We start from the raw sequence: 21,473 nt of genomic DNA on the forward strand, positions 1-21,473 counted from the left end.
CAATGGATAAAGTATGAAGAACTGGAGAATGCTGATTCTTGGTGTGGCGATCACCGCTAACACTGCGTTCGCAGCCCCACAGATGGTCGATAAAGTTGCCGCAGTCGTGAACAACGGCGTGGTGCTGGAAAGTGACGTAGACAACATGCTGCGCACGGTGAAGTCACAGGCGCAGCAGGCTGGTCAGCAGCTGCCGGATGACAAAACCCTGCGTCATCAGATCCTTGAACGCCAGGTCATGGACGCCATCATTCTGCAGATGGGCGAAAAAGCCGGTCTGCAGGTGAGCGATCAGCAACTGGATCAGGCGATCCAGAATATCGCCGCGCAGAACCGCATGAGCGTTGATCAGCTGCGCAGCCGTCTGGCCTATGACGGGATGAACTACAACGATTATCGCGCGCAGATCCGCAAAGAGATGCTGATCTCTGAAGTGCGTAACAATGAAGTGCGCCGTCGTGTCACCATTCTGCCGCAGGAAGTGGATACGCTGGCTAAGCAGATTGGCTCGCAGAATACCCAGGGCACCGAACTTAACATCAGTCAGATTCTGCTGCCGCTGCCGGAAAATCCAACCCAGCAGCAGGTTGATGACCAGGAAGCGCTGGCGCGTCAGCTGGTGGGTGAACTGAAAGGCGGTGCCGATTTCGGTAAACTGGCCGTGACCTACTCTGCCGATCCGCAGGCGCTGAAAGGCGGCAACATGGGCTGGGGCAAAATTGAAGAGCTGCCAACGCTGTTCTCGCAGGCGCTGAGCAGCGCGAAGAAAGGCGACATCGTCGGCCCAATCCGCTCCGGCGTTGGCTTCCATATCCTGAAAGTGAACGACCTGCGCGGTGAGAGCAAAAACATTTCGGTCACCGAAGTGCATGCCCGCCACATTCTGCTGAAGCCGTCACCGATCCTTACCGACGATCAGGCACGTCAGAAGATTGAACAGATCGCCGCAGACATCAAGAGTGGCAAAACCACCTTCGCCGCTGCCGCGAAACAGTTCTCCGACGATCCGGGTTCCGCGAACCAGGGCGGCGACCTCGGCTGGGCGTCACCGGAAATCTACGATCCGGCGTTCCGTGATGCGCTGCTGAAGCTGCAGAAAGGCCAGGTCAGTGCGCCGGTGCACTCCTCCTTCGGCTGGCACCTGATTCAGCTGCTGGATACCCGTCAGGTGGATAAAACCGATGCCGCGCAGAAAGAGCGCGCGTACCGTCTGCTGTTCAACCGTAAGTTTGCCGAAGAAGCGCAAACCTGGATGCAGGAACAGCGCGCCAGTGCTTACGTGAAGATTCTGGATGGCAATGGTCAGTAATTATCGTGTGGCGATCACGCCCGGCGAACCCGCCGGGATTGGTCCCGATCTCGCCGTTGCGCTGGCTCAGCGTGACTGGCCGGTGGAGCTGGTGGTGTGCGCAGACGGCGACGTGCTGCGCCAGCGCGCGGCTCAACTGGGTTTGCCGCTGACGCTGCGTGACTATCAGCCCGGCGTGGCACCACAGCCGCAGCAGGCCGGTACGCTGACGCTGCTGTCCATCGCGACGGCGCAGCCGGTGACCGCCGGCGAACTGACGGTCGCCAACGGTCATTACGTACTGGAGACGCTGGCCCGCGCCTGCGACGGCTGCCTCAGCGGCGAGTTTGCCGCGCTGGTAACCGGTCCGGTGCACAAAGGCGTGATCAATGACGCCGGCATCCCCTTCACCGGCCACACCGAGTTCTTTGCTGAGCGCGCCGGTGGCGATCGCGTGGTGATGATGCTGGCGACCGAAGCGTTGCGCGTGGCGCTGGCCACCACGCATCTGCCGCTGAAAGATGTCGCGGACGCCATCACCCGTGACAGCCTGCATGAAGTGATCACCATCCTGCATCAGGATTTGCAGCGTAAGTTTGGCATTCCGCAGCCGCATATCTTTGTCTGCGGGCTCAACCCGCATGCCGGCGAAAGCGGCCACATGGGCCGGGAAGAGATCGATACCATCATTCCGGCGCTCGACGAACTGCGCCAGCAGGGCCTGCAGCTCACCGGTCCGTTACCGGCGGATACACTGTTTCAGCCGAAATATCTGCAGCACGCTGATGCGGTGCTGGCGATGTATCACGACCAGGGCCTGCCGGTGCTAAAATTTCAGGGATTTGGTCGCGCGGTGAATATCACCCTCGGCCTGCCATTTATCCGTACCTCTGTTGACCACGGCACCGCGCTGGAACTCGCCGGTCTGGGCAGCGCAGAGCCGGGCAGCTTTATTACGGCGCTTAACCTCGCCATCACTATGATCAAGAGCAGTAATGAATAATCGCGTCCATCAGGGGCACTACGCCCGTAAACGTTTCGGGCAGAACTTCCTGAACGATCAGTACATTATCGACAGCATCGTCTCCGCTATTCATCCGCAAAAGGGTGAAGCCATGGTGGAGATTGGCCCAGGGCTGGGTGCGTTAACCGAGCCGGTGGGCGAGCGTCTTGATGCGCTGACTGTCGTCGAGCTGGACCGCGACCTTGCCGCGCGTTTGCAGACGCATCCGTTCCTCGGCCCTAAGCTGACGATTTATCAGCAGGATGCGATGACCTTCGACTTCTCCGCGCTGTCGAAGGAGCAGGGTCAGCCGCTGCGCGTGTTTGGCAACCTGCCGTACAACATCTCGACGCCGCTGATGTTCCACCTTTTCAGCTATACTGGTTCGATTAAAGATATGCACTTCATGCTGCAGAAAGAGGTGGTTAACCGTCTGGTAGCCGGCCCGGGCAGCAAAGCTTACGGGCGTCTCAGCGTGATGGCGCAATATTATTGTCAGGTGATTCCGGTGCTGGAAGTGCCACCACAATCGTTCACCCCGCCACCGAAAGTGGATTCGGCGGTAGTGCGTCTGGTGCCCTTTACCCAGCCACCGTATCCGGTCAGCGATGTGCGTTTACTGAGCCGCATCACCACCGAAGCGTTTGGTCAGCGACGCAAAACCCTGCGTAACAGCCTGGGACACCTGTTCACGGCCGGTGCGCTGGATGAACTCAACATCGACGCCTCGCTGCGGGCAGAAAATGTCACCGTGGCGCAGTATTGCCAGCTGGCAAACTGGCTGGGCAATCATCAGGCTGAATCTGCGGAGAACTGAGTGCATGAGTGAACTGGCCCGCGTTTGTGTTCAGGTACTGAGTCAGTATGTGGAATCGCAATCCTCTCCCGATGAGGATCGCTACGTGTTCGCCTACACCATCACCATCCGTAACCTCGGGCGCAACAGCGTGCAGCTGCGCAGTCGCTACTGGCTGATCACTAATGGCAACGGGCGCGAGACCGAAGTGCAGGGTGAAGGCGTGGTCGGTGAGCAGCCGCATATCGCGCCCGGCAATGAGTTTCAGTACACCAGCGGTGCGGTTCTGGAAACGCCGATGGGCACCATGCAGGGACACTATGTGATGATCGACGAAGAGGGCGAGACCTTCCACGTGGAGATCCCGGTGTTCCGCCTCGCGGTGCAAACCCACATTCACTAATTCCTCCTCCGCCCGGCCAGTCCGGGCGGCGCGTTTTCATCGGACTGACTTAATGAGTACATACCTGATTGGCGATATTCACGGCTGTTATGACGAGTTACGTGCGCTGCTGGCGCAGGTCAATTTCGATGCGCAGCAGGACGAGCTATGGCTGACCGGCGACCTGGTGGCGCGCGGTCCGGGTTCGCTTGAGGTACTGCGCTACCTCAGGTCGCTCGGAGACTGTGTGCGCATGGTGCTGGGCAATCATGACCTGCATTTGCTGGCAGTGTATGCCGGTATCAGCCGTAACAAGCCCAAGGATCGCCTGACGCCCCTGCTGGAAGCGGACGATGCCGACGAGCTGATTAACTGGCTGCGTCGCCAGCCGCTGCTGCAGGTGGATGAAGAGAAAAAGCTGCTGATGGCGCATGCTGGCATTACGCCGCAGTGGGATCTGGAGACGGCACAGCAGTGCGCGCGTGAAGTTGAGGCGGTCTTGTCCAGCGACAGCTATCCGCTGTTTCTCGATGCCATGTATGGCGACATGCCGAACAACTGGACACCGGAGCTGAGCGGACTGGCGCGCCTGCGTTTCAGCACCAATGCGCTGACGCGCATGCGCTTCTGTTTCCCCAATGGTCAGCTCGATATGATCTGCAAAGAGGCGCCCGCCTCAGCGCCGCCGCCGCTGAAACCGTGGTTCCAGGTGCCCGGCAAAATCAGCAGCGATTATACGCAAATCTTTGGTCACTGGGCTTCGCTGGAAGGAAAAGGCACGCCAGAGCATGTGATCGGGCTCGACACCGGCTGCTGCTGGGGCGGAACGCTGACCCTGCTGCACTGGGAGAGCGGCCAGTATTACACCCAGGTCTCGAACCGTGACAAGGCCATGGCGGAAAGCGCGGTGAATGCGCCCTCCCCCCTGAGCGATATGCAGTAAACAAAAAGCCCCGCGATGTTAGCGGGGCTTTTTTTTGGTCACCATAAATGGCGACCCTACAACGACCATCTGTACCGTGACAGCCATCAGCCTGATATTGCACGGGTTTATCGCGTCAAAAACAGCGCTTGATCCCTGCCGTTGTAGGGTGCGCATTCATATTGCACCGTTTTTACAGGCTGCGCATTCATGCGCACCTGGCCACTCTCAACGGCGGCGATCCAGAATCTCAAAGCAGTAACTGTGCGAATTCTGCGCATCGGCATCGTGGAACTCACTGAACGTCGACTGCCACTCGTCCGGCTCGTAATCCGGGAACTGGGTGTCGCCTTCCACTTCCGCATCGATATGCGTCAGATAGAGACGATCGGCGCGCGCCAGCATCTGCGCATAAATCCGGCCACCGCCAATCACCATGATCTCTTCTGCCTCACCCGCTGCGGCAATCGCTTCTTCCGGCGACGTCACCCAGGTCACGCCGTCATGGTTGCCGGGCTGGCTGCTGACCACAATATTCAGACGTCCCGGTAACGGACGACCAATCGATTCAAAGGTCAGACGGCCCATAATCACCGGTTTGTTCAGCGTGTTGCGCTTGAACCACGCGAGGTCGGCAGGCAGGTGCCATGGCATGGCGTTTTCCATGCCAATAATACGATCTGCTGCCAGTGCCGCGATCAAACTAATCATGTTAAAAGACCTACAGGAAAAAAATTGGCGCAATGATACGTAAAGGTGAAACTTTCGTCGATAGGACGACCGTGCTATTTACGTAAAGCCCGCTTGGCTCGGCGTTTTGTCTGAGCGACAGAGTTTTACTCCGGCTTTGCGGCCGTTAGCGGAAAGAGCCGCCAGAATTCGCGGTGAAGGCGCTACAACTCAGGGTGATGCTCCGCGCTGACCGTGCGCTGTGTAAAGAAAAGCGCACTGTGCCCGCCAAAAAAAACAGCTCCCGCAGGAGCCGTTGATTTACGCATCAGAAATCGTAGCGCAGGCGCACCAGATTAACGTTGCCCAGAGATTTATCGGTACTGGAGGTGATCACGTACTCGTAGTCGACGCGGAAACCGTAGTCGAGCTGCGCGCTGACGCCCACGCCGTTATCGATACGCTTGTAGTTACGTCCGTTGACGAACTCCAGGCGATCGCCCATGAAGTAAGGCTGGATGCTCTTTACAGCATACTGGCCGATCGGGAATTTATAACCGGCGAAGTATTCAACGCCCCACGCATCATCCGCGAAGTAGTTGTTAACGGTGTTGCGTTTAGTTGGCGAGAAGTTCTCATACCAGCCCGCACCGGCGGACAGCGTCCAGTTGTCCGGCGTCCAGCTCAGCGCGGTGCCGTAGATATTCTGGTCGTAACGCTTGCTGTCACCATTGCCCTGATTGCGGATATCCGCGCGGGTGTAGTTCCACGCGGTGCCCCACGCCAGATCTTTGGTGATGTGATAGTTCACGCCCAGCGAACCGCCGCCCTTGCGCTTGTAGCGCAGGCCGTTGCCCGGCAGATAGTCGTCATCTTCAAACAGATAAGCGGCATAGACATCCGCATCGCCAAAGGTGTTTTTATACTTCAGCATCTTGCGCGAGCGGTAAGATCCGTCGTAGTCACCGTTGATGCCGTTACCCGGTGCCTGGGCCAGCATATCGTAGTCCCAGATATCGGTTTTAGCGCCGACGACATCGTAATAAACGCTGTTCTGCTGGCCAAAATAGAGCTCGCCAAGCGATGCGCTTTTGAAACCGGTATACAGCTGGCGACGCGTGGTGTTATGGGCACCGTCCGCATAGTGGTTATCCCAGCCCCACCAGGCAGGGAAGTTAACGCCCAGCTCGTAGTAACCCACCCAGCTGACATCGTCAAACAGGTAGTAGTTGGCGCTGAAGCGGAAACGTGAACCGCCGTCGTAGCCGTTACGCTTATAAGATTTATCGTTAACCCCGTTCTGATGCAGATACTGCGGACGAATACTGCCGCCCACTTTGAAATCGAGACGGCTAAGCGGATCGCCGGCCTGCGGATCCTGCTTCAGCAGGGTGATTTCCGCCTGACTGGCGAGAGGTGCAGCAACAAGTAACGCAGCCACTGCGCTGAGAGTGAAAGCACGCATTTTCATTTTTATATCCCGTAAAGGTGAGCGCTCTATGATTGAGCTGCGGAATAGTACGGTGCGCTTAGCGGAGAGGTATTTATAATTTTGTGCGGATGCGCCTGAATGTAACTGGTTTCGCATCAACTGATAAAAATTATGTCAAATCAATAGATTTGTAACGTATAACCTTATGCAGCACAGGCAAAACAGGCCAAAAAAAACGGCCCGCGCGGGGCCGTTTAGTTACAGAGCAGTCGGTTTAGCCTTTGATCTGCGCGTGCATTTCCTGCACCGAAATTACTTTTTCGGTCGGATCCGCATTCAGCGCCATCGCGGTAGCAAAACCACCGTTCAGCGTGGTGTCGTAATGCACTTTGTACTGCAGCGCGCTGCGGCGAATCAGTTTCGAATCCTCAATCGCCTGACGTCCTGCGGTGGTGTTGACGATGTAGGTGTACTCACCGTTCTTCAGGCGATCCTGAATGTGCGGACGCCCTTCGTGCACCTTGTTCACCAGGCGCGGATTGATGCCGGCTTCACCCAGCACCACGGCGGTACCGTGCGTCGCATCCAGCTCGAAGCCAAACTTCTGCAGCTTCGCGGCCAGGTCAACAATACGTTTCTTGTCGCCTTCACGCACCGACAGCAGCGCACGCCCCTGCTTCTTCATATTGCTCTGCGCGCCGAGCATAGCTTTGCTGAATGCTTCCGCGAAGGTGCGGCCCACGCCCATCACTTCACCGGTCGAACGCATTTCCGGACCAAGAATCGGGTCCACGCCCGGGAATTTGTTGAACGGCAGCACCACTTCTTTCACCGAGTAGTACGGCGGAATCACCTCTTCGGTCACGCCCTGTTCAGCCAGGGTTTTGCCAGCCATCACGCGCGCAGCCACTTTCGCCAGCGGCACGCCGGTGGCTTTGGAGACAAACGGCACGGTACGCGCGGCACGTGGGTTCACCTCAATCAGGTAAACTTCGTTGTCCTTGACCGCAAACTGCACGTTCATCAGACCACGTACGTTGAGTTCGAAAGCCAGCTTTTCCACCTGCTGGCGCATCACGTTCTGAATCTCAGTGCTCAGGGTGTACGCTGGCAGCGAACAGGCCGAGTCACCGGAGTGCACGCCCGCCTGCTCAATGTGTTCCATGATGCCACCAATCAGCACGCGTTCGCCGTCGCAAATCGCATCGACGTCCACTTCCACCGCGTCATCAAGGAAGCGATCCAGCAGCACTGGCGCATCGTTGGACACGGACACCGCAGTCTGGAAGTAGCGCTTAAGATCCACTTCGTCATAGACGATTTCCATCGCCCGGCCGCCCAGCACATAAGAAGGACGCACCACCAGCGGATAGCCAATCCCTGCGGCTTTCTCTACCGCCTGTTCCAGCGTCGCCACCGTGGCGTTAGCTGGCTGTTTCAGTTTCAGGCGATCCACTGCCTGCTGGAAACGCTCACGGTCTTCCGCGCGGTCAATGGCATCCGGACTGGTACCAATTACCGGCACGCCAGCCGCTTCCAGCGCGCGCGCCAGCTTCAGCGGCGTCTGGCCACCGTACTGCACGATAACGCCTTTTGGCTGCTCGATGCGCACGATCTCCAGCACGTCTTCCAGCGTTACCGGCTCGAAGTAGAGACGGTCTGAGGTGTCGTAATCGGTTGACACGGTTTCCGGGTTACAGTTGACCATAATGGTTTCGTAACCGTCTTCACGCAGCGCCAGCGCTGCATGCACGCAGCAGTAATCGAACTCAATGCCCTGACCGATACGGTTTGGCCCGCCGCCCAGAATCATGATTTTGTCGCGATCCTGATTAGGATTGGCTTCGCACTCTTCTTCATAGGTGGAGTACATGTAGGCGGTGTCCGTGGCGAACTCTGCCGCACAGGTATCCACGCGCTTGTAAACCGGATGCAGGTTGAACTGATGACGCAGCTTGCGGATTTCACTCTCCGCCACGCCCGCCAGCGTTGCCAGGCGCACATCGGCAAAGCCTTTACGCTTCAGCGCACGCAGGAAATCCGCGCTCAGCGAGTTGACACCTTCGCGCGCCACCTGCTCTTCCAGGCGCACCAGCTCTTCAATCTGCACCAGGAACCAGCGGTCAACGTTGGTCAGGTTGAACACGCCGTCGACTGACATGCCGGCACGGAACGCATCAGCGATATACCAGATGCGGTCAGAACCGGCATCTTTCAGCTCGCGGCGGATACGGGTCAGGGCTTCGCCATCATCCAGATCCACTTTCGGGTCGAAACCGCTGGCGCCCACTTCCAGACCGCGCAGCGCTTTCTGCATCGACTCCTGGAACGTGCGGCCAATCGCCATCACTTCACCAACCGACTTCATCTGCGTGGTCAGACGGTCATTGGCACCGGCAAACTTCTCGAAGTTGAAGCGGGGAATCTTGGTGACGACGTAGTCGATGGACGGCTCGAACGAGGCCGGCGTACGGCCACCGGTGATGTCGTTCATCAGTTCATCGAGGGTGAAGCCCACCGCCAGCTTGGCCGCGACTTTGGCAATCGGGAAGCCGGTCGCTTTCGAGGCCAGCGCTGAAGAACGCGACACGCGCGGGTTCATCTCAATAACGATCAGGCGGCCATCTTTCGGGTTCACCGAGAACTGGACGTTGGAACCGCCGGTTTCGACACCGATTTCACGCAGTACCGCCAGCGAGGCGTTACGCATGATTTGATACTCTTTGTCGGTCAGCGTTTGGGCAGGCGCCACGGTGATGGAGTCACCGGTGTGAATCCCCATGGCGTCAAAGTTTTCGATCGAGCAGACGATGATGCAGTTGTCGTTTTTATCACGCACCACTTCCATCTCGTACTCTTTCCAGCCAATCAGCGACTCATCAATCAGCAGCTCATTGGTTGGCGACAGATCGAGGCCGCGCTCGCAAATCTCTTCAAACTCTTCGCGGTTGTAAGCGATACCGCCACCGGTGCCGCCCATGGTAAACGACGGACGAATGATGCACGGGAAACCGACCTCCTCCGCTACCGCCAGCGCTTCTTCCATGGTGTGCGCGATACCGGAACGTGCGGTATCCAGGCCGATGCTCTTCATCGCCACGTCGAAGCGGCGACGGTCTTCGGCTTTATCAATCGCATCGGCGGTGGCACCAATCATGGTCACGCCAAACTCGGCCAGCACGCCCTGGCGCTCCAGCTCCAGCGCACAGTTCAGCGCGGTCTGGCCACCCATGGTCGGCAGCACCGCATCCGGGCGCTCTTTTTCAATGATTTTACGCACTACTTCCCAGTGGATAGGCTCGATGTAGGTCGCATCCGCCATTTCCGGGTCAGTCATAATGGTGGCCGGGTTAGAGTTCACCAGAATGACGCGGTAACCCTCTTCACGCAGCGCTTTACACGCCTGCGCACCTGAATAGTCGAATTCACATGCCTGGCCAATCACAATCGGGCCAGCGCCAAGGATCAGGATAGATTTTATGTCAGTACGTTTTGGCATCGTGGGCTCCTGATTACTTCGCGTTAGAACGGTAAGCTTCGATCAGTTCGATAAAGTGATCGAACAGCGGCGCCGCATCGTGCGGGCCTGGGCTGGCTTCCGGATGTCCCTGGAAGCTGAACGCCGGTTTGTCGGTGCGGTGAATACCCTGTACGGTCTGGTCAAACAGGGAAACATGGGTCACGCGCAGGTTAGCCGGCAGGTTGGTTTCATCGACGGCAAAACCGTGGTTCTGCGCGGTGATCATCACAGTATTGTTATCGAGGTCTTTCACCGGATGGTTGCCACCGTGATGGCCAAGTTTCATCTTCACGGTTTTCGCACCGCTGGCCAGCGCCAGCAGCTGATGGCCAAGACAGATACCAAACACCGGAATGTCGGTTTTCAGGAAAGCCTGAATCGCGCTGATGGCGTAGTCGCACGGCTCCGGGTCGCCAGGGCCATTCGACAGGAAAATCCCGTCCGGATTCAGCGCCAGCACCTCATCAGCCGGCGTTTGCGCCGGGACAACCGTCAGGCGACAGCCGCGATCCACCAGCATGCGCAGAATGTTGCGCTTGGCGCCGTAGTCATAAGCCACCACGTGGAACGGCAGCGCGTCAGCGCTTTGCTGCTCAGGCAGGCCGCCTTTCAGCGCCCAGCTCCCCTGCTGCCACGCGTAGGTTTCCGCCGTGGTCACTTCTTTCGCCAGGTCCATGCCTTTCAGGCCCGGAAACGCCTGGGCTTTCTGCAGCGCCAGCGCCGCATCCGGGCTGTCGCCAGCGATGATGCAGCCGTTCAGCGCCCCTTTCTCACGCAGCAGGCGCGTCAGTTTGCGCGTATCGATATCGGCGATACCGACAATATTGTTGCGCTGCAGATAGGCTGACAGGCTCTCTTCGCTACGGAAGTTGCTGGTAATCAGCGGCAGATCGCGGATGACGAGGCCCTGAGCATGGATTTGACTGGATTCTTCATCGGCGGCATTGGCACCAACGTTGCCGATATGAGGATAAGTGAGGGTGACGATCTGGCGGGAATAGGAGGGATCAGTGAGGATTTCTTGATAACCGGTCATTGACGTATTGAAAACGACCTCCCCCACTGCCGATCCCGTTGCCCCGATGGCCCGACCGTGGAATTGGGTTCCGTCTTCCAGAACCAAGAGCGCTGACTTAATCAAAACATCCTCCAGGGAATAAACAGTCACAATATCTGCATATTAATTCAAAATGATGCGCTGAATCAATGCAAAAACCGCCTGACCGCTCGATTTTTGGCAAATTGCGCGCATTCTAATGATCGACCTGGTGATTGTCTACCCTGAGCGGTTATTTTTTTGTATATTTTGGGCTACTGAATGTTAAAAGTGAAGCAAGGCGACAAAATAGTGAGAGATCTCCGATAAATAATCGGTTGCCTGACGCAATTAATGGCAAAACACCGGCTAACTGCGTAAATTTTTGACCAAATGGTCAAAAAAAGCCACTCAACATGAAAAAACGTGCAGATAAATCACAAAAATAACCATCATAAACAAAAATCACTTTCAGCTTGCCATTTTACAGACAAAATAAAGGGCAATGAAAACATTGCCCTGTTCAATCAATATCTTACCGATTGAAATAACCACATCACGATGGTTCACAACACTCACAACATCGATAAATCCAGCACATCACGCATATCATAAAGGCCGGATTTTTTATCTTTCAACCATGCAGCGGCTTTAACGGCCCCATTGGCGAAGGTCATGCGGCTGGAAGCCTTGTGCGTAATCTCTACGCGCTCGCCGATATCCGCAAACATCGCGGTGTGCTCACCGACAATATCGCCCGCGCGCACGGTGGCAAAGCCGATGGTTTGCGCCTTGCGCTCGCCGGTATGGCCTTCGCGCGCGTAAACCGCGTGCTCATCCAGCTTCCAGTGCATGGCGTCGGCAATCGCCTCTCCCATCGCCAGCGCCGTGCCTGATGGCGCATCCACTTTGTGGCGGTGATGCGCTTCCACAATCTCGATATCCGCATAGTCGCCCATCACTTTTGCCGCCTGCTGTAACAGGTTAAGCACCAGATTGACGCCTACGCTGAAGTTCGCGGCAAACACGATGCCAATCTCTTCAGCCGCTTCACGGATGGCTGCCTTACCGGCTTCATCAAAACCGGTGGTGCCAATCACCATCGCTTTTTGATGCTGACGGCAGAACGCCAGATATTCCAGCGTGCCTTCCGGACGGGTGAAATCGATCAGCACATCGAAATCATTCACCACCTGCCGCAGATCGTCGGTCACCCGTACGCCGGTTTTGCCGATTCCCGCCAGTTCACCGGCATCCGCCCCCAGCAGCGAGGAACCGCTGCGCGCCAGCGCCGCGCCTAACACCACGCCTTCCGCCTGCTGTGCGGCCTGAATCAGATTGCGTCCCATGCGACCCGGCGCACCAACAATAGCAATGCGGATTTCACTCATATTTATTCATTCCTGATACAAAACTATGCATGCAAAGCGTAAACAGGTTAACGGTCAGATAACAGTCACGCCACAATAATAACGGGATAATAAGAATTTTAGGCCAGCCGCGATAGATTATCAGTAAAAGCAATCCCGCCCGCTGGAAGTCACGGCTGAGGTGATAAAGGATAAAGAAAAGGCCGAACATTGTCGGCCTGTTTCTGTCAGCAAATTGAAGTGCTTACTGCACGTTGCGTACGTCGACGCGCAGCTCTTTCGGCACTTCAAACACGATATTCTCTTCACGGCCAATCAGCTCAATCGCCGCTTCGCCGCCCAGCTCACGCAGGCGCTGAATCACCTGCTGCACCAGAATATCCGGAGCCGAAGCGCCGGCGGTAACGCCGATACACTGCACGCCTTTGACCCACTCTTCCTGAATATCATCCGCAGAATCAATCAGCTTCGCCAGCTTGCCGGCACGCTGCGCCAGCTCCGCCAGACGATTCGAGTTGGAGGAGTTTTTCGAGCCGACCACCAGAACCACCTCCGCATCCTGCGCCAGCACGCGCACCGCTTCCTGGCGGTTGGTGGTGGCGTAGCAGATATCATCCTTACGCGGTCCAATGATTGCCGGGAAGCGCTGACGCAGCGCATCGATCACGTCCGAGGTATCATCCACCGACAGCGTGGTCTGCGTCATAAAGCACAGGTTGTTTTCATCTTTTACCTGCAGCTTAAACACATCCTCTGGCGACTCCACCAGATACATGCCGCCGTTCGGATTGCTGTACTGACCCATGGTGCCTTCCACTTCCGGATGGCCGGCGTGGCCGATGAGGATCGCTTCCACGCCTTTACGGCTGGCACGCGCCACTTCCATATGCACCTTGGTCACCAGCGGACAGGTGGCGTCAAACAGCATGGTGAGGCTGCGCGCTTTCGCTTCGGCCCGCACGGCCTGGGAAACGCCGTGTGCCGAGAAAATCAGGATGGCGTTGTCCGGAACTTCACTGATCTCTTCAATGAAGATCGCACCGCGCTCGCGCAGACTGCTGACCACGTAGCGGTTATGCACCACTTCATGGCGCACGTAAATTGGCGCGCCATACATCTCCAGCGCCCGCTCGACAATGCTGATAGCGCGGTCGACGCCTGCACAGAAACCGCGTGGGTTAGCTAACAGGATTTGCATCGCTGGCCTCCAGCACCGGATCGATCTCCAGCACTTCAATCTCAAATTTAATGCGCTGACCCGCCAGCGGATGGTTGAAATCGACGGTAATCGAGTCACCGGAAATTTCACGAATCACGCCCGGCATCTCGCTGCCGCCCATGCCGCTGAACAGCATGATGGCACCGACTTCCGGCTCGCCCGCGTCGATGAAATCACGGCGCGAGAAGTACTGGATCAGATCCGGGCTGGCAGCGCCAAAGGCGTCTTCCGGCTCCAGCGTAAAGGCGTGCTGATCGCCCACTTTACGACCGACCAGCTCCTGCTCCAGCGCCGCCGACAGGCTGCCATCTCCCAGACGGAACAGCGCAGGCTTGCCGTTGGCGCGCGTGGATTCAGCCGTCGAGCCATCCTCCAGCTTCAGTGTAAAATGCACCAGCAGCGCGCTGTCGCGCTGAACGATGTCTGTCATCTGTTACCCTTATTTATTCGTGACCTGTTTGCCTTTCGGGCTCAGAAAGCCCTCCAGCACCACCAGCGCCGCACCGATGCAGATACCGCAATCGGCAATGTTAAAGGTGGCGAAGTGCCAGTCACCGACATAGAAGTCGATAAAGTCGACCACAAAGCCGTGCCAGGCACGATCAAACAGGTTACCCAGCGCCCCGCCGATAATCAGCGCGTAGGCAATATTGGTTAATTTATTGCTGGCGCGATTGCGATACATCATCACCAGCAGCGACACCACAATGGCGATGGCGATACCGGCAAAGAACCAGCGCTGCCAGCCGCCTTTGTCTGCCAGGAAGCTGAACGCCGCGCCATAGTTGTGCGCATAGAACAGGTTCAGGAACGGCATCAGCGGCTGGGTTTCATGCAGCATCATGTTGTTCATGACCCACTGCTTGCTGGCAAAATCGACCACGATCACCACCAGAACCAGCCATATCCAGCGCAGTCCGGTTGAGCACAGTTTACTCATCAGGCAAATTTCCGCACTTCACCGTTTCCGGCTACGTTGGTGTAGCAACGTCCACACACCGCAGCATGCTCCGGATTCTGGCCGACGTCAGTAGTGTAATGCCAGCAGCGCGGACATTTCTCGCCTTCTGCTTTGTGCAGCGCGATTTTCAGACCTTTTAACAGTTCGCTCTGCTGCGCTTCGTCGCTGGCCGTCACGTAATCCGCCACGGTCGCGCCCGAAGTCAGCAGCACGAAACGCAGCTCATCGCCCAGCGCCTGCAGCTTCGCCGCCAGTTCCGGATCCGCGTACAGCGTGACGGTGGCTTCGAGTGCGCCGCCGATGCGCTTGTCGCTGCGCGCCTGCTCGATCACCTTATTCACTTCACCGCGCACTTTCAGCAGTTCTGCCCAGTAAGCATCATTCAGCGCTTCATCCTGCGCCAGACCAAACAGGCCCTGATACCACTCTTCGGTGAACACGTACTGTGGACGCTCGCCAGGCAGATAGCCCCAGATCTCATCCGCGGTGAACGACATGATCGGCGCCATCCAGCGCACCAGCGCTTCAGCGATATGCCACAGCGCGGTCTGACAGCTGCGACGCGCCAGGCTGTCGCCCTTCGCGGTGTACTGACGATCTTTGATCACGTCGAGGTAGAACGAGCCCATCTCGATGGAGCAGAAGTGCATCAGACGCTGCACCACTTCGTGGAAATCGTAGTTCTCGTACGACTGCACAATGTCCTGCTGCGCCGCCAGCGCACGGCCTACGGCCCAGCGATCCACCACTACCATCTCTTCCGGACTGACGCAGTCGGTCGCCGGGTTGAAGCCAGCAAGGTTCGCCAGCAGGAAGCGCGCAGTGTTACGGATACGGCGATAGCTGTCGGCGGCCCGTTTCAGGATTTCGTCAGATACTGCCATCTCACCGGAGTAGTCGGTTGAGGCCACCCACAGACGCAGAATATCCGCGCCCAGCTTGTCCATCACATCCTGCGGTGCCACGGTGTTGCCGATTGATTTCGACATTTTGCGGCCCTGACCGTCGACGGTGAAGCCGTGGGTCAGTACCTGACGGTAAGGCGCTTTGCCTTTCATCGCCGTGGAGATCATCAGCGACGACATGAACCAGCCGCGATGCTGATCCGAGCCTTCCAGATACATATCCGGTGCGTGCCCGTCAAATTCCGGACGCGCATCCACCACCGAGAAGCTGGTCGATCCGGAGTCAAACCAGACGTCGAGGGTATCCGGCACTTTGACGTAGTGATCGGCGTCATCGCCCATCAGATCGCGCGGATCGAGATCCCACCACGCCTGAATACCGTCCTGCTCGACGCGCTGCGCCACTTTCTCCATCAGCTCCAGCGTATCCGGGTGCAGCTGCTCGCTCTCTTTATGGACGAACAGCGCCATCGGCACGCCCCAGGTGCGCTGACGCGAGATGCACCAGTCCGGACGGTTAGCGACCATCGCTTCGATACGCGCCTGGCCCCAGTCCGGGATCCACTGCACGCCTTTGATCTCTTTCAGCGACTGCGCACGCAGGCCTTTCTGATCCATGCTGATAAACCACTGCGGCGTAGCACGGAAGATGATCGGCGTTTTATGACGCCAGCAGTGCGGATAGCTGTGCAGCAGTTTTTCCACGTGCAGCAGCGCGCCTTTCTCCTGCAGCAGCGCAACGATCATGTCGTTGGCTTTAAATACGTTAACGCCATCCAGGGTTGGATAGGTGCCCGGCAGATACGCGCCGTCCGGTCCGACCGGGTTAGCGGTTTCGATGCCGTACTTCTGGCCGATCACATAGTCATCCGGACCGTGGCCTGGCGCGGTGTGCACCGCACCGGTACCGGCGTCCAGCGTGACGTGCTCGCCCAGCACCACTTTCGACTGGATCTGCTCAAGGAACGGATGCTGGAACAGCTGCAGCTCCAGCGCGGCGCCTTTGCATTCGCCCAGCACCTGCCACTCACTGATGCCTGCGCGTTTCAGCACCGATTCCACCAGATCTTTCGCGAGGATCAGGCTGCGGCCGGCAATCTGCACCAGCTGGTAGTCGAATTCCGGATGCAGCGAGATGGCGCGGTTTGCCGGCATGGTCCACGGCGTGGTGGTCCAGATAACCAGTGAAACCGGGCCTTCTGACGCCGCAACGCCAAACTTCGCGCGTACCGCATCGGCGTCCAGCGCGTTAAACATCACGTCGATAGAAGGTGAGGTTTTGTCGTAATACTCCACTTCCGCTTCCGCCAGCGCGGAACGGCAGTCCATGCACCAGTGCACCGGCTTGGCGCCTTTGTGCAGATGGCCATTACCGATAATCTTGCCCAGCGCGCGAATGATGTTGGCTTCGGTCTGGAAATTCATGGTCAGATAAGGACGATCCCAGTCACCGAGCACGCCAAGGCGGATGAAGTCCTTCTTCTGGCCTTCAACCTGCTCCGCCGCGTAGTTGCGGCAGGCTGCGCGGAATTCAGCTGCGCTGACTTTCTCGCCCGGCTTGCCAATCATCTGCTCAACTTTGTGCTCAATCGGTAAGCCGTGGCAGTCCCAGCCGGGAACATACGGCGAGTCAAAGCCCGCCATGCCTTTCGACTTAACGATAATATCTTTCAGAATCTTGTTAACTGAGTGACCAATATGAATGCTGCCGTTCGCATATGGAGGGCCATCATGCAGGATAAAGGTTTTTTTCCCTTTTTTGGCTGCGCGGATGATGCCGTACAGGTTGTCATCATACCAACGTTGCAGCATTCCCGGTTCGCGTTTGGCCAGATCGCCACGCATCGGGAACCCCGTTTCCGGCAAATTCAGGGTAGATTTATAGTCACTCATCAGATTCTCGGTTCCGTATTTCGGTCATTAAACCGGTGTTTTTAGCCCAAAAAATTGGCGGGCCGTCACCACATCTTTCGCAATTTGTTCTTTCAGCGCGTCCAGCGAAGCGAAACGCTGTTCGTCGCGAATCTTCTGCTTCAGCACCACCTCAATGTGGCGCCCATAAAGATTCATATGTGTGTCGAGCAGGTGAACTTCAAGCTGCTGACGCAGACCTTTTACCGTCGGGCGCGTACCAATGTTTGCCACGCCGGGAATCGGCTGCTCGCCCAGCCCCAGCACTTCAACCGCAAAGACACCTTTTACCGGCGTCACGGTGCGTCGAAGCGGGAGATTGGCGGTCGGGAAACCAATGGTGCGTCCCAGTGCATCACCGTGCACCACGCGGCCAGAAATACTGAACGGATGACCGAGCAGCTGCTGCGCCTGAGCAAAATCGTCCTGCGCCAGCGCCTGACGTACCGCCGTACTGCTGATACGTTTGCCGCCATCACAATAGGTCTGGGTGCTGATGACCTCAAAGCCATACTCCGCACCGGCTTTCTGTAATAACAGGAAATCCCCCTGGCGACCAGCGCCAAAGCGGAAATCATCCCCCACTGCGAGGAATTTCACATTGAGCTTGTCGACCAGCAGTTCGCTGATAAAGCTTTGTGCTGAGTGTGCCGCAAAACGGCGATCGAAGCGCACGCACACCACGGCATCAACGCCGGCCAGTGCGAGGTATTTGAGCTTTTCACGCAGACGCGTCAGGCGCGCCGGCGCTTTGTCGCCGGCAAACAGCTCCAGCGGCTGTGGCTCAAACAGCATCACCACCACCGGCAGGTTGCGTTTACGTCCTTCGGCAATTAACTCCGCCATCAGCGCCTGGTGGCCGCGATGCACGCCGTCAAAATTACCAATGGTCAGGACGCAGCCGCGATGCTGCTCTTTCAGATTGTAAATACCGCGGATAAACTTCATGGCTGACTCAAACCGGTGGAAATCGGCGGATTATACCCTTGAATAGCGTTCAGGTTAACCCGTCTGCGTGCCTTTCCTGCGCCTGATTCAGCGTCAGGCGCCCGCTGGCTGGCGGCTCCGGCCCCATCACAACAATTTTGTTGCGAAATACTGTATTCAGCGCGGTGTTGCTGGTAGAATCTTGCGCCATCAATTACGTAAGCGGGTGTCGTGGTTAAAACGACGCTTTATTGCACAAATCCATTGACAAAAGAAGGCGCAAAAGGCATAGTCCTCGGCCTTTGATTTGTCCATATAGAACACATTTGGGAGTTGGACCTTGGCTAATATCAAATCAGCTAAGAAACGCGCCGTAACATCTGAGAAACGTCGCAAGCATAACGCGAGCAATCGTTCTATGATGCGTACTTTCATCAAGAAAGTATACGCGGCTATCGCAACCGGCGACAAAGCTGCTGCGCAGAACGCATTCAACGAAATGCAACCAATCGTGGACCGTCAGGCTGCTAAAGGTCTGATCCACAAAAACAAAGCTGCACGTCATAAAGCAAACCTGACTGCTCAGATCAACAAACTGGCTTAATCGCCGTCTGTTTATCGCTTTGTTAAAAGAACCGGCGCTTCGCCGGTTTTTTTATGCCTGCGATCCGTGGCTGAACAGCGCGCTGAAGTCGCGATGGCAAATGCGCTGCACCGCCGGATGCTGAATCATGCGCCCGGCAAAAATAACGTGATACTCCTCCATCACCGTCTCCAGCCTGCCGATCTCGCGCACGCTATCGTCACGATAGACATCATCCCCGTACAGCGTCGGTGCGACAAAGATCGCATTATTCTGCGCGCCAAACGCCTTCATCAGCGCCGCATCATCAAATTCACCGAGAATCTCAACCTGTAACCCCTGGCTGTGGATCCAGTTCAGCAGCTTGCGCCCCAGCATCGAACGCCGGCCGGGCAACAGCAGGCGCCGCTGCTCCAGACAGGCCGGAAACGGCAGCTCAGGCAGTGGCGCATTACACCAGAAGCTAACCGGACATTCGCCGAGCTTGACCGAAAACAGCCCGGCCTGCTGGGTTGAATCTATCGGGCAGTCGGAGAGGATCATATCCAGCTTATGCTGGCTGAGCTGCTCCAGCAGCATTTCATGCGTTGATTCAAAGCAGCGCAGCTGAATTTTCTCGCCGGCCATCACCACCGTTTCCAGCACCTTGCTCACCAGCTGTTTTGACAGCGCATCCGCCACGCCAACATCAAACAGCAGATGTGACTCCTTGCGGTAGTTAACGATATCAAGCATTTCCTGGCTGAGCATAAACATGCGATCGGCATAGCGGAACACCAGTTGCCCCAGCTCGGTGGGCACCAGACCACGCCCCTGACGGCGAAACAGCACGCCATCCAACTGCTCTTCCAGCGCTTTGATCTGGCCGGTTACGGTCTGCGGCGTGAGGCACAGCACTTCAGCGGCGCGCACCACCGAACCGGTTTTGCACACCTGCCAGAAGTAGTAGAGATGATTAAAATTGAGCTGATTCATACCATAAAGGAGGCTTGCGCCTCTCCTTATTAGCGCAGTTTGATGCGCAGCAGCGTATAACCTATCACCGCCGACAGCAGTGAACCGCTAAGAATGCCCAGCTTCGAGAACGTCACCAGCTGTTCATGCGCGGCGTCAAACGCCAGCGAACTGATGAAGATCGACATGGTAAAGCCGATACCGCACAGCACGCCGATTGCCATAATGTCGCGAATGGTGGTACTGCCTGGCAACGCCGCCAGCCGCAGCTTCACCGCCAGCCAGCAGAACAGCGTGATACCTAACGGTTTACCAATCAGCAGACCGAGGATAATGCCAAGCGGCTCCGGCGACAGCACATCGCCAAAGGTGATGCCGCTGAGCGAGATGCCGGCGTTGGCGAACGCGAACAGCGGCAGGATCAGCCAGTTCACCCACGGCATCAGTCCGTGCGCCAGGTGCTCAGCCGGTGAGTGTCCCTCTTTTTCCTCCAGCGGCACAAAGAAGCCCACCACGACGCCCGCCAGCGTGGCATGCACGCCGGACTTCAGTACCGCGGTCCACAGCACCACGCCCACCAGCATATACACCGCGATGTTGCGCACGCCGCAGCGATTGAGGATCGCCAGCAGCACGATAGCGCCGCCCGCCACGCTCAGCGACAGCACTGACAGATCGCTGGTATAGAACAGCGCAATAATCACGATGGCACCGAGGTCATCAATGATCGCCAGCGCCATCAGGAACACTTTCAGCGCCGCCGGTACCCGGCTGCCGAGCAGCGCCAGCACGCCGAGCGCAAAGGCGATATCGGTGGCCGTGGGAATTGCCCAGCCGTTGCGGGCAACCTCGTTATCATGATTGAACAGCAGGAAAATGAGCGCCGGCGCAACCATGCCGCCCAGCGCAGCAATCACCGGGAAGATCGCGCGATCGCGACTGGCCAGCTCGCCGCTGATCAGTTCGCGCTTCACTTCGAGGCCTATCAGCAGAAAGAACAGCGCCATCAGCGCATCGTTAATCCACAGCAGCAGGTTTTTGCTGATATCCAGCGCGCCGAAGCGAATCTGTACCGGCTCCGCCAGCAGGTTTTGATAGCCCTGCGCGGTGGCGGCATTATTGGCCAGCACCATCGCCGCCACCGCCGCCAGAATCAGCACCATGCCGTTGCTGGCGTCACTTTCGATAAAGCTTTTCAGCAAGCTTCGAATACTACGGGGTTTGTTCACAACTCCTCCTGAGCAGAGACATTTGGTGGAGAAGTTTAGCCGCTGTAACACCTCGTTAAAAGCAGCTTATGTCTCGTTTATTGCTCGGGATTTTCGAGTTATTCGCCAGGCCGGGCGTATTGCAGCGGAGGGAGAGGCTGAAAGCGGACGGACGCAATACGGCGCTGGTCACTAAGCCAGGCGCGCCATCAGGCCTGATGGTTGGTGCAGGTCAGCAGCGTCACGTCATCGCTATGCTGCTGGGGCAGCGCATTGTCGCCGGCAATCTCGTGCTGGGCGCAATGCGGCTGATGCGGATGCAGGCCGCCTGGCGGTGAGAAAGGCTCAGCCATCTGGGCACTTGCCAGCGCGGAAAACGCCACAAGC

The 21,473-nt window shown here is 57.3% G+C and carries 19 protein-coding genes; 6 read left to right on the top strand and 13 right to left on the bottom strand.

The features are described from left to right. Positions 1–13 precede the first annotated feature (13 nt). From surA to apaH, 5 genes are read left to right on the top strand one after another with little or no spacing between them, the layout of a single operon-like run. Positions 14–1,309 carry a peptidylprolyl isomerase SurA gene (surA, locus tag C1N56_RS16125; protein WP_031279707.1) on the top strand — a complete coding sequence of 432 codons (1,296 nt, stop codon included), beginning with the start codon at positions 14–16 and terminating at the stop codon, positions 1,307–1,309. After that, positions 1,299–2,291 (top strand): 4-hydroxythreonine-4-phosphate dehydrogenase PdxA, encoded by a 993-nt coding sequence (pdxA, locus tag C1N56_RS16130; RefSeq protein WP_058774961.1) that lies wholly within the window; start codon positions 1,299–1,301, stop codon positions 2,289–2,291. Before surA ends, pdxA begins: the two co-directional genes overlap by 11 nt. After that, positions 2,284–3,108, top strand: coding sequence for a 16S rRNA (adenine(1518)-N(6)/adenine(1519)-N(6))-dimethyltransferase RsmA (gene rsmA / locus C1N56_RS16135; RefSeq protein WP_021507587.1), 825 nt, complete (start codon positions 2,284–2,286; stop codon positions 3,106–3,108). Before pdxA ends, rsmA begins: the two co-directional genes overlap by 8 nt. Positions 3,109–3,112: 4 nt before the next feature. After that, positions 3,113–3,490 (top strand): Co2+/Mg2+ efflux protein ApaG, encoded by a 378-nt coding sequence (apaG, locus tag C1N56_RS16140; protein WP_021507588.1) that lies wholly within the window; start codon positions 3,113–3,115, stop codon positions 3,488–3,490. A 52-nt stretch (positions 3,491–3,542) separates the two neighbouring features. Next, positions 3,543–4,412: a bis(5'-nucleosyl)-tetraphosphatase (symmetrical) ApaH gene (gene apaH, locus C1N56_RS16145; protein ID WP_394516863.1), complete on the top strand. Its 870-nt coding sequence runs from the start codon at positions 3,543–3,545 to the stop codon at positions 4,410–4,412. 207 nt (positions 4,413–4,619) lie between these two features. On the opposite strand, the gene folA is transcribed toward apaH, so the two are convergent. From folA to ribF, 10 genes are all read right to left on the bottom strand, one after another. Then, the gene (gene folA / locus C1N56_RS16150) at positions 4,620–5,102 is read right to left on the bottom strand and encodes a type 3 dihydrofolate reductase (protein ID WP_031279709.1); all 483 of its coding nucleotides are present in this window, start codon (positions 5,100–5,102) and stop codon (positions 4,620–4,622) included. 286 nt (positions 5,103–5,388) lie between these two features. After that, positions 5,389–6,531, bottom strand: a complete 1,143-nt coding sequence (locus C1N56_RS16155) for a porin (protein ID WP_394516864.1) — start codon at positions 6,529–6,531, stop codon at positions 5,389–5,391. A 235-nt stretch (positions 6,532–6,766) separates the two neighbouring features. Then, positions 6,767–9,991, bottom strand: coding sequence for a carbamoyl-phosphate synthase large subunit (gene carB, locus C1N56_RS16160; protein WP_021507592.1), 3,225 nt, complete (start codon positions 9,989–9,991; stop codon positions 6,767–6,769). Between the two features lie 13 nt (positions 9,992–10,004). Then, on the bottom strand, positions 10,005–11,153 hold the full coding sequence (gene carA / locus C1N56_RS16165) for a glutamine-hydrolyzing carbamoyl-phosphate synthase small subunit (RefSeq protein WP_031279710.1): 1,149 nt from the start codon (positions 11,151–11,153) through the stop codon (positions 10,005–10,007). 470 nt (positions 11,154–11,623) lie between these two features. Next, the gene (dapB, locus tag C1N56_RS16170) at positions 11,624–12,439 is read right to left on the bottom strand and encodes a 4-hydroxy-tetrahydrodipicolinate reductase (RefSeq protein ID WP_021507594.1); all 816 of its coding nucleotides are present in this window, start codon (positions 12,437–12,439) and stop codon (positions 11,624–11,626) included. Between the two features lie 223 nt (positions 12,440–12,662). Continuing rightward, positions 12,663–13,616 carry a 4-hydroxy-3-methylbut-2-enyl diphosphate reductase gene (gene ispH, locus C1N56_RS16175; RefSeq protein ID WP_021507596.1) on the bottom strand — a complete coding sequence of 318 codons (954 nt, stop codon included), beginning with the start codon at positions 13,614–13,616 and terminating at the stop codon, positions 12,663–12,665. Then, positions 13,597–14,067 (bottom strand): FKBP-type peptidyl-prolyl cis-trans isomerase, encoded by a 471-nt coding sequence (gene fkpB / locus C1N56_RS16180; RefSeq protein ID WP_021507597.1) that lies wholly within the window; start codon positions 14,065–14,067, stop codon positions 13,597–13,599. The genes ispH and fkpB overlap by 20 nt, the downstream gene beginning before the upstream one ends. Before the next feature lie 9 nt (positions 14,068–14,076). Then, positions 14,077–14,577, bottom strand: a complete 501-nt coding sequence (gene lspA / locus C1N56_RS16185) for a signal peptidase II (RefSeq protein ID WP_211726696.1) — start codon at positions 14,575–14,577, stop codon at positions 14,077–14,079. Further along, positions 14,577–17,396 carry an isoleucine--tRNA ligase gene (ileS, locus tag C1N56_RS16190; RefSeq protein WP_088516070.1) on the bottom strand — a complete coding sequence of 940 codons (2,820 nt, stop codon included), beginning with the start codon at positions 17,394–17,396 and terminating at the stop codon, positions 14,577–14,579. Before ileS ends, lspA begins: the two co-directional genes overlap by 1 nt. A 27-nt stretch (positions 17,397–17,423) precedes the next feature. Then, the gene (ribF, locus tag C1N56_RS16195) at positions 17,424–18,362 is read right to left on the bottom strand and encodes a bifunctional riboflavin kinase/FAD synthetase (RefSeq protein ID WP_058774845.1); all 939 of its coding nucleotides are present in this window, start codon (positions 18,360–18,362) and stop codon (positions 17,424–17,426) included. Between the two features lie 319 nt (positions 18,363–18,681). Between ribF and rpsT the strand changes: the two genes are divergently transcribed. After that, positions 18,682–18,945, top strand: coding sequence for a 30S ribosomal protein S20 (gene rpsT / locus C1N56_RS16200; protein WP_013507813.1), 264 nt, complete (start codon positions 18,682–18,684; stop codon positions 18,943–18,945). Between the two features lie 51 nt (positions 18,946–18,996). Here the strand turns inward: rpsT and nhaR are convergent, their stop codons facing one another. From nhaR to C1N56_RS16215, 3 genes are all read right to left on the bottom strand, one after another. Beyond that, the gene (gene nhaR, locus C1N56_RS16205; protein ID WP_104188083.1) at positions 18,997–19,899 is read right to left on the bottom strand and encodes a transcriptional activator NhaR; all 903 of its coding nucleotides are present in this window, start codon (positions 19,897–19,899) and stop codon (positions 18,997–18,999) included. A 29-nt stretch (positions 19,900–19,928) separates the two neighbouring features. Then, a complete protein-coding gene (gene nhaA / locus C1N56_RS16210) occupies positions 19,929–21,107 on the bottom strand; it encodes a Na+/H+ antiporter NhaA (RefSeq protein ID WP_031279712.1) in 1,179 nt (392 codons plus the stop codon). Positions 21,108–21,295: 188 nt separating this feature from the next. After that, entirely contained in the window at positions 21,296–21,439 is a 144-nt protein-coding gene (locus C1N56_RS16215) for a hypothetical protein (RefSeq protein ID WP_021507604.1), read from the bottom strand. Between the last annotated feature and the right edge of the window lie 34 nt (positions 21,440–21,473).

It is taken from the genome of Pantoea sp. SGAir0175, from assembly GCF_043547855.1.

What these genes read in the sequence shown, in the direction of transcription:
- ispH (WP_021507596.1), bottom strand. Translation starts at nt 13,616, where the DNA reads ATGCAAATCCTGTTAGCTAACCCACGCGGTTTCTGTGCAGGCGTCGAC.
- pdxA (WP_058774961.1), top strand. Translation starts at nt 1,299, where the DNA reads ATGGTCAGTAATTATCGTGTGGCGATCACGCCCGGCGAACCCGCCGGG.
- apaG (WP_021507588.1), top strand. Translation starts at nt 3,113, where the DNA reads ATGAGTGAACTGGCCCGCGTTTGTGTTCAGGTACTGAGTCAGTATGTG.
- ribF (WP_058774845.1), bottom strand. Translation starts at nt 18,362, where the DNA reads ATGAAGTTTATCCGCGGTATTTACAATCTGAAAGAGCAGCATCGCGGC.
- carB (WP_021507592.1), bottom strand. Translation starts at nt 9,991, where the DNA reads ATGCCAAAACGTACTGACATAAAATCTATCCTGATCCTTGGCGCTGGC.
- surA (WP_031279707.1), top strand. Translation starts at nt 14, where the DNA reads ATGAAGAACTGGAGAATGCTGATTCTTGGTGTGGCGATCACCGCTAAC.
- ileS (WP_088516070.1), bottom strand. Translation starts at nt 17,396, where the DNA reads ATGAGTGACTATAAATCTACCCTGAATTTGCCGGAAACGGGGTTCCCG.
- fkpB (WP_021507597.1), bottom strand. Translation starts at nt 14,067, where the DNA reads ATGACAGACATCGTTCAGCGCGACAGCGCGCTGCTGGTGCATTTTACA.
- C1N56_RS16215 (WP_021507604.1), bottom strand. Translation starts at nt 21,439, where the DNA reads ATGGCTGAGCCTTTCTCACCGCCAGGCGGCCTGCATCCGCATCAGCCG.
- rsmA (WP_021507587.1), top strand. Translation starts at nt 2,284, where the DNA reads ATGAATAATCGCGTCCATCAGGGGCACTACGCCCGTAAACGTTTCGGG.
- folA (WP_031279709.1), bottom strand. Translation starts at nt 5,102, where the DNA reads ATGATTAGTTTGATCGCGGCACTGGCAGCAGATCGTATTATTGGCATG.
- lspA (WP_211726696.1), bottom strand. Translation starts at nt 14,577, where the DNA reads ATGAGTAAACTGTGCTCAACCGGACTGCGCTGGATATGGCTGGTTCTG.
- nhaR (WP_104188083.1), bottom strand. Translation starts at nt 19,899, where the DNA reads ATGAATCAGCTCAATTTTAATCATCTCTACTACTTCTGGCAGGTGTGC.
- apaH (WP_394516863.1), top strand. Translation starts at nt 3,543, where the DNA reads ATGAGTACATACCTGATTGGCGATATTCACGGCTGTTATGACGAGTTA.
- C1N56_RS16155 (WP_394516864.1), bottom strand. Translation starts at nt 6,531, where the DNA reads ATGAAAATGCGTGCTTTCACTCTCAGCGCAGTGGCTGCGTTACTTGTT.
- dapB (WP_021507594.1), bottom strand. Translation starts at nt 12,439, where the DNA reads ATGAGTGAAATCCGCATTGCTATTGTTGGTGCGCCGGGTCGCATGGGA.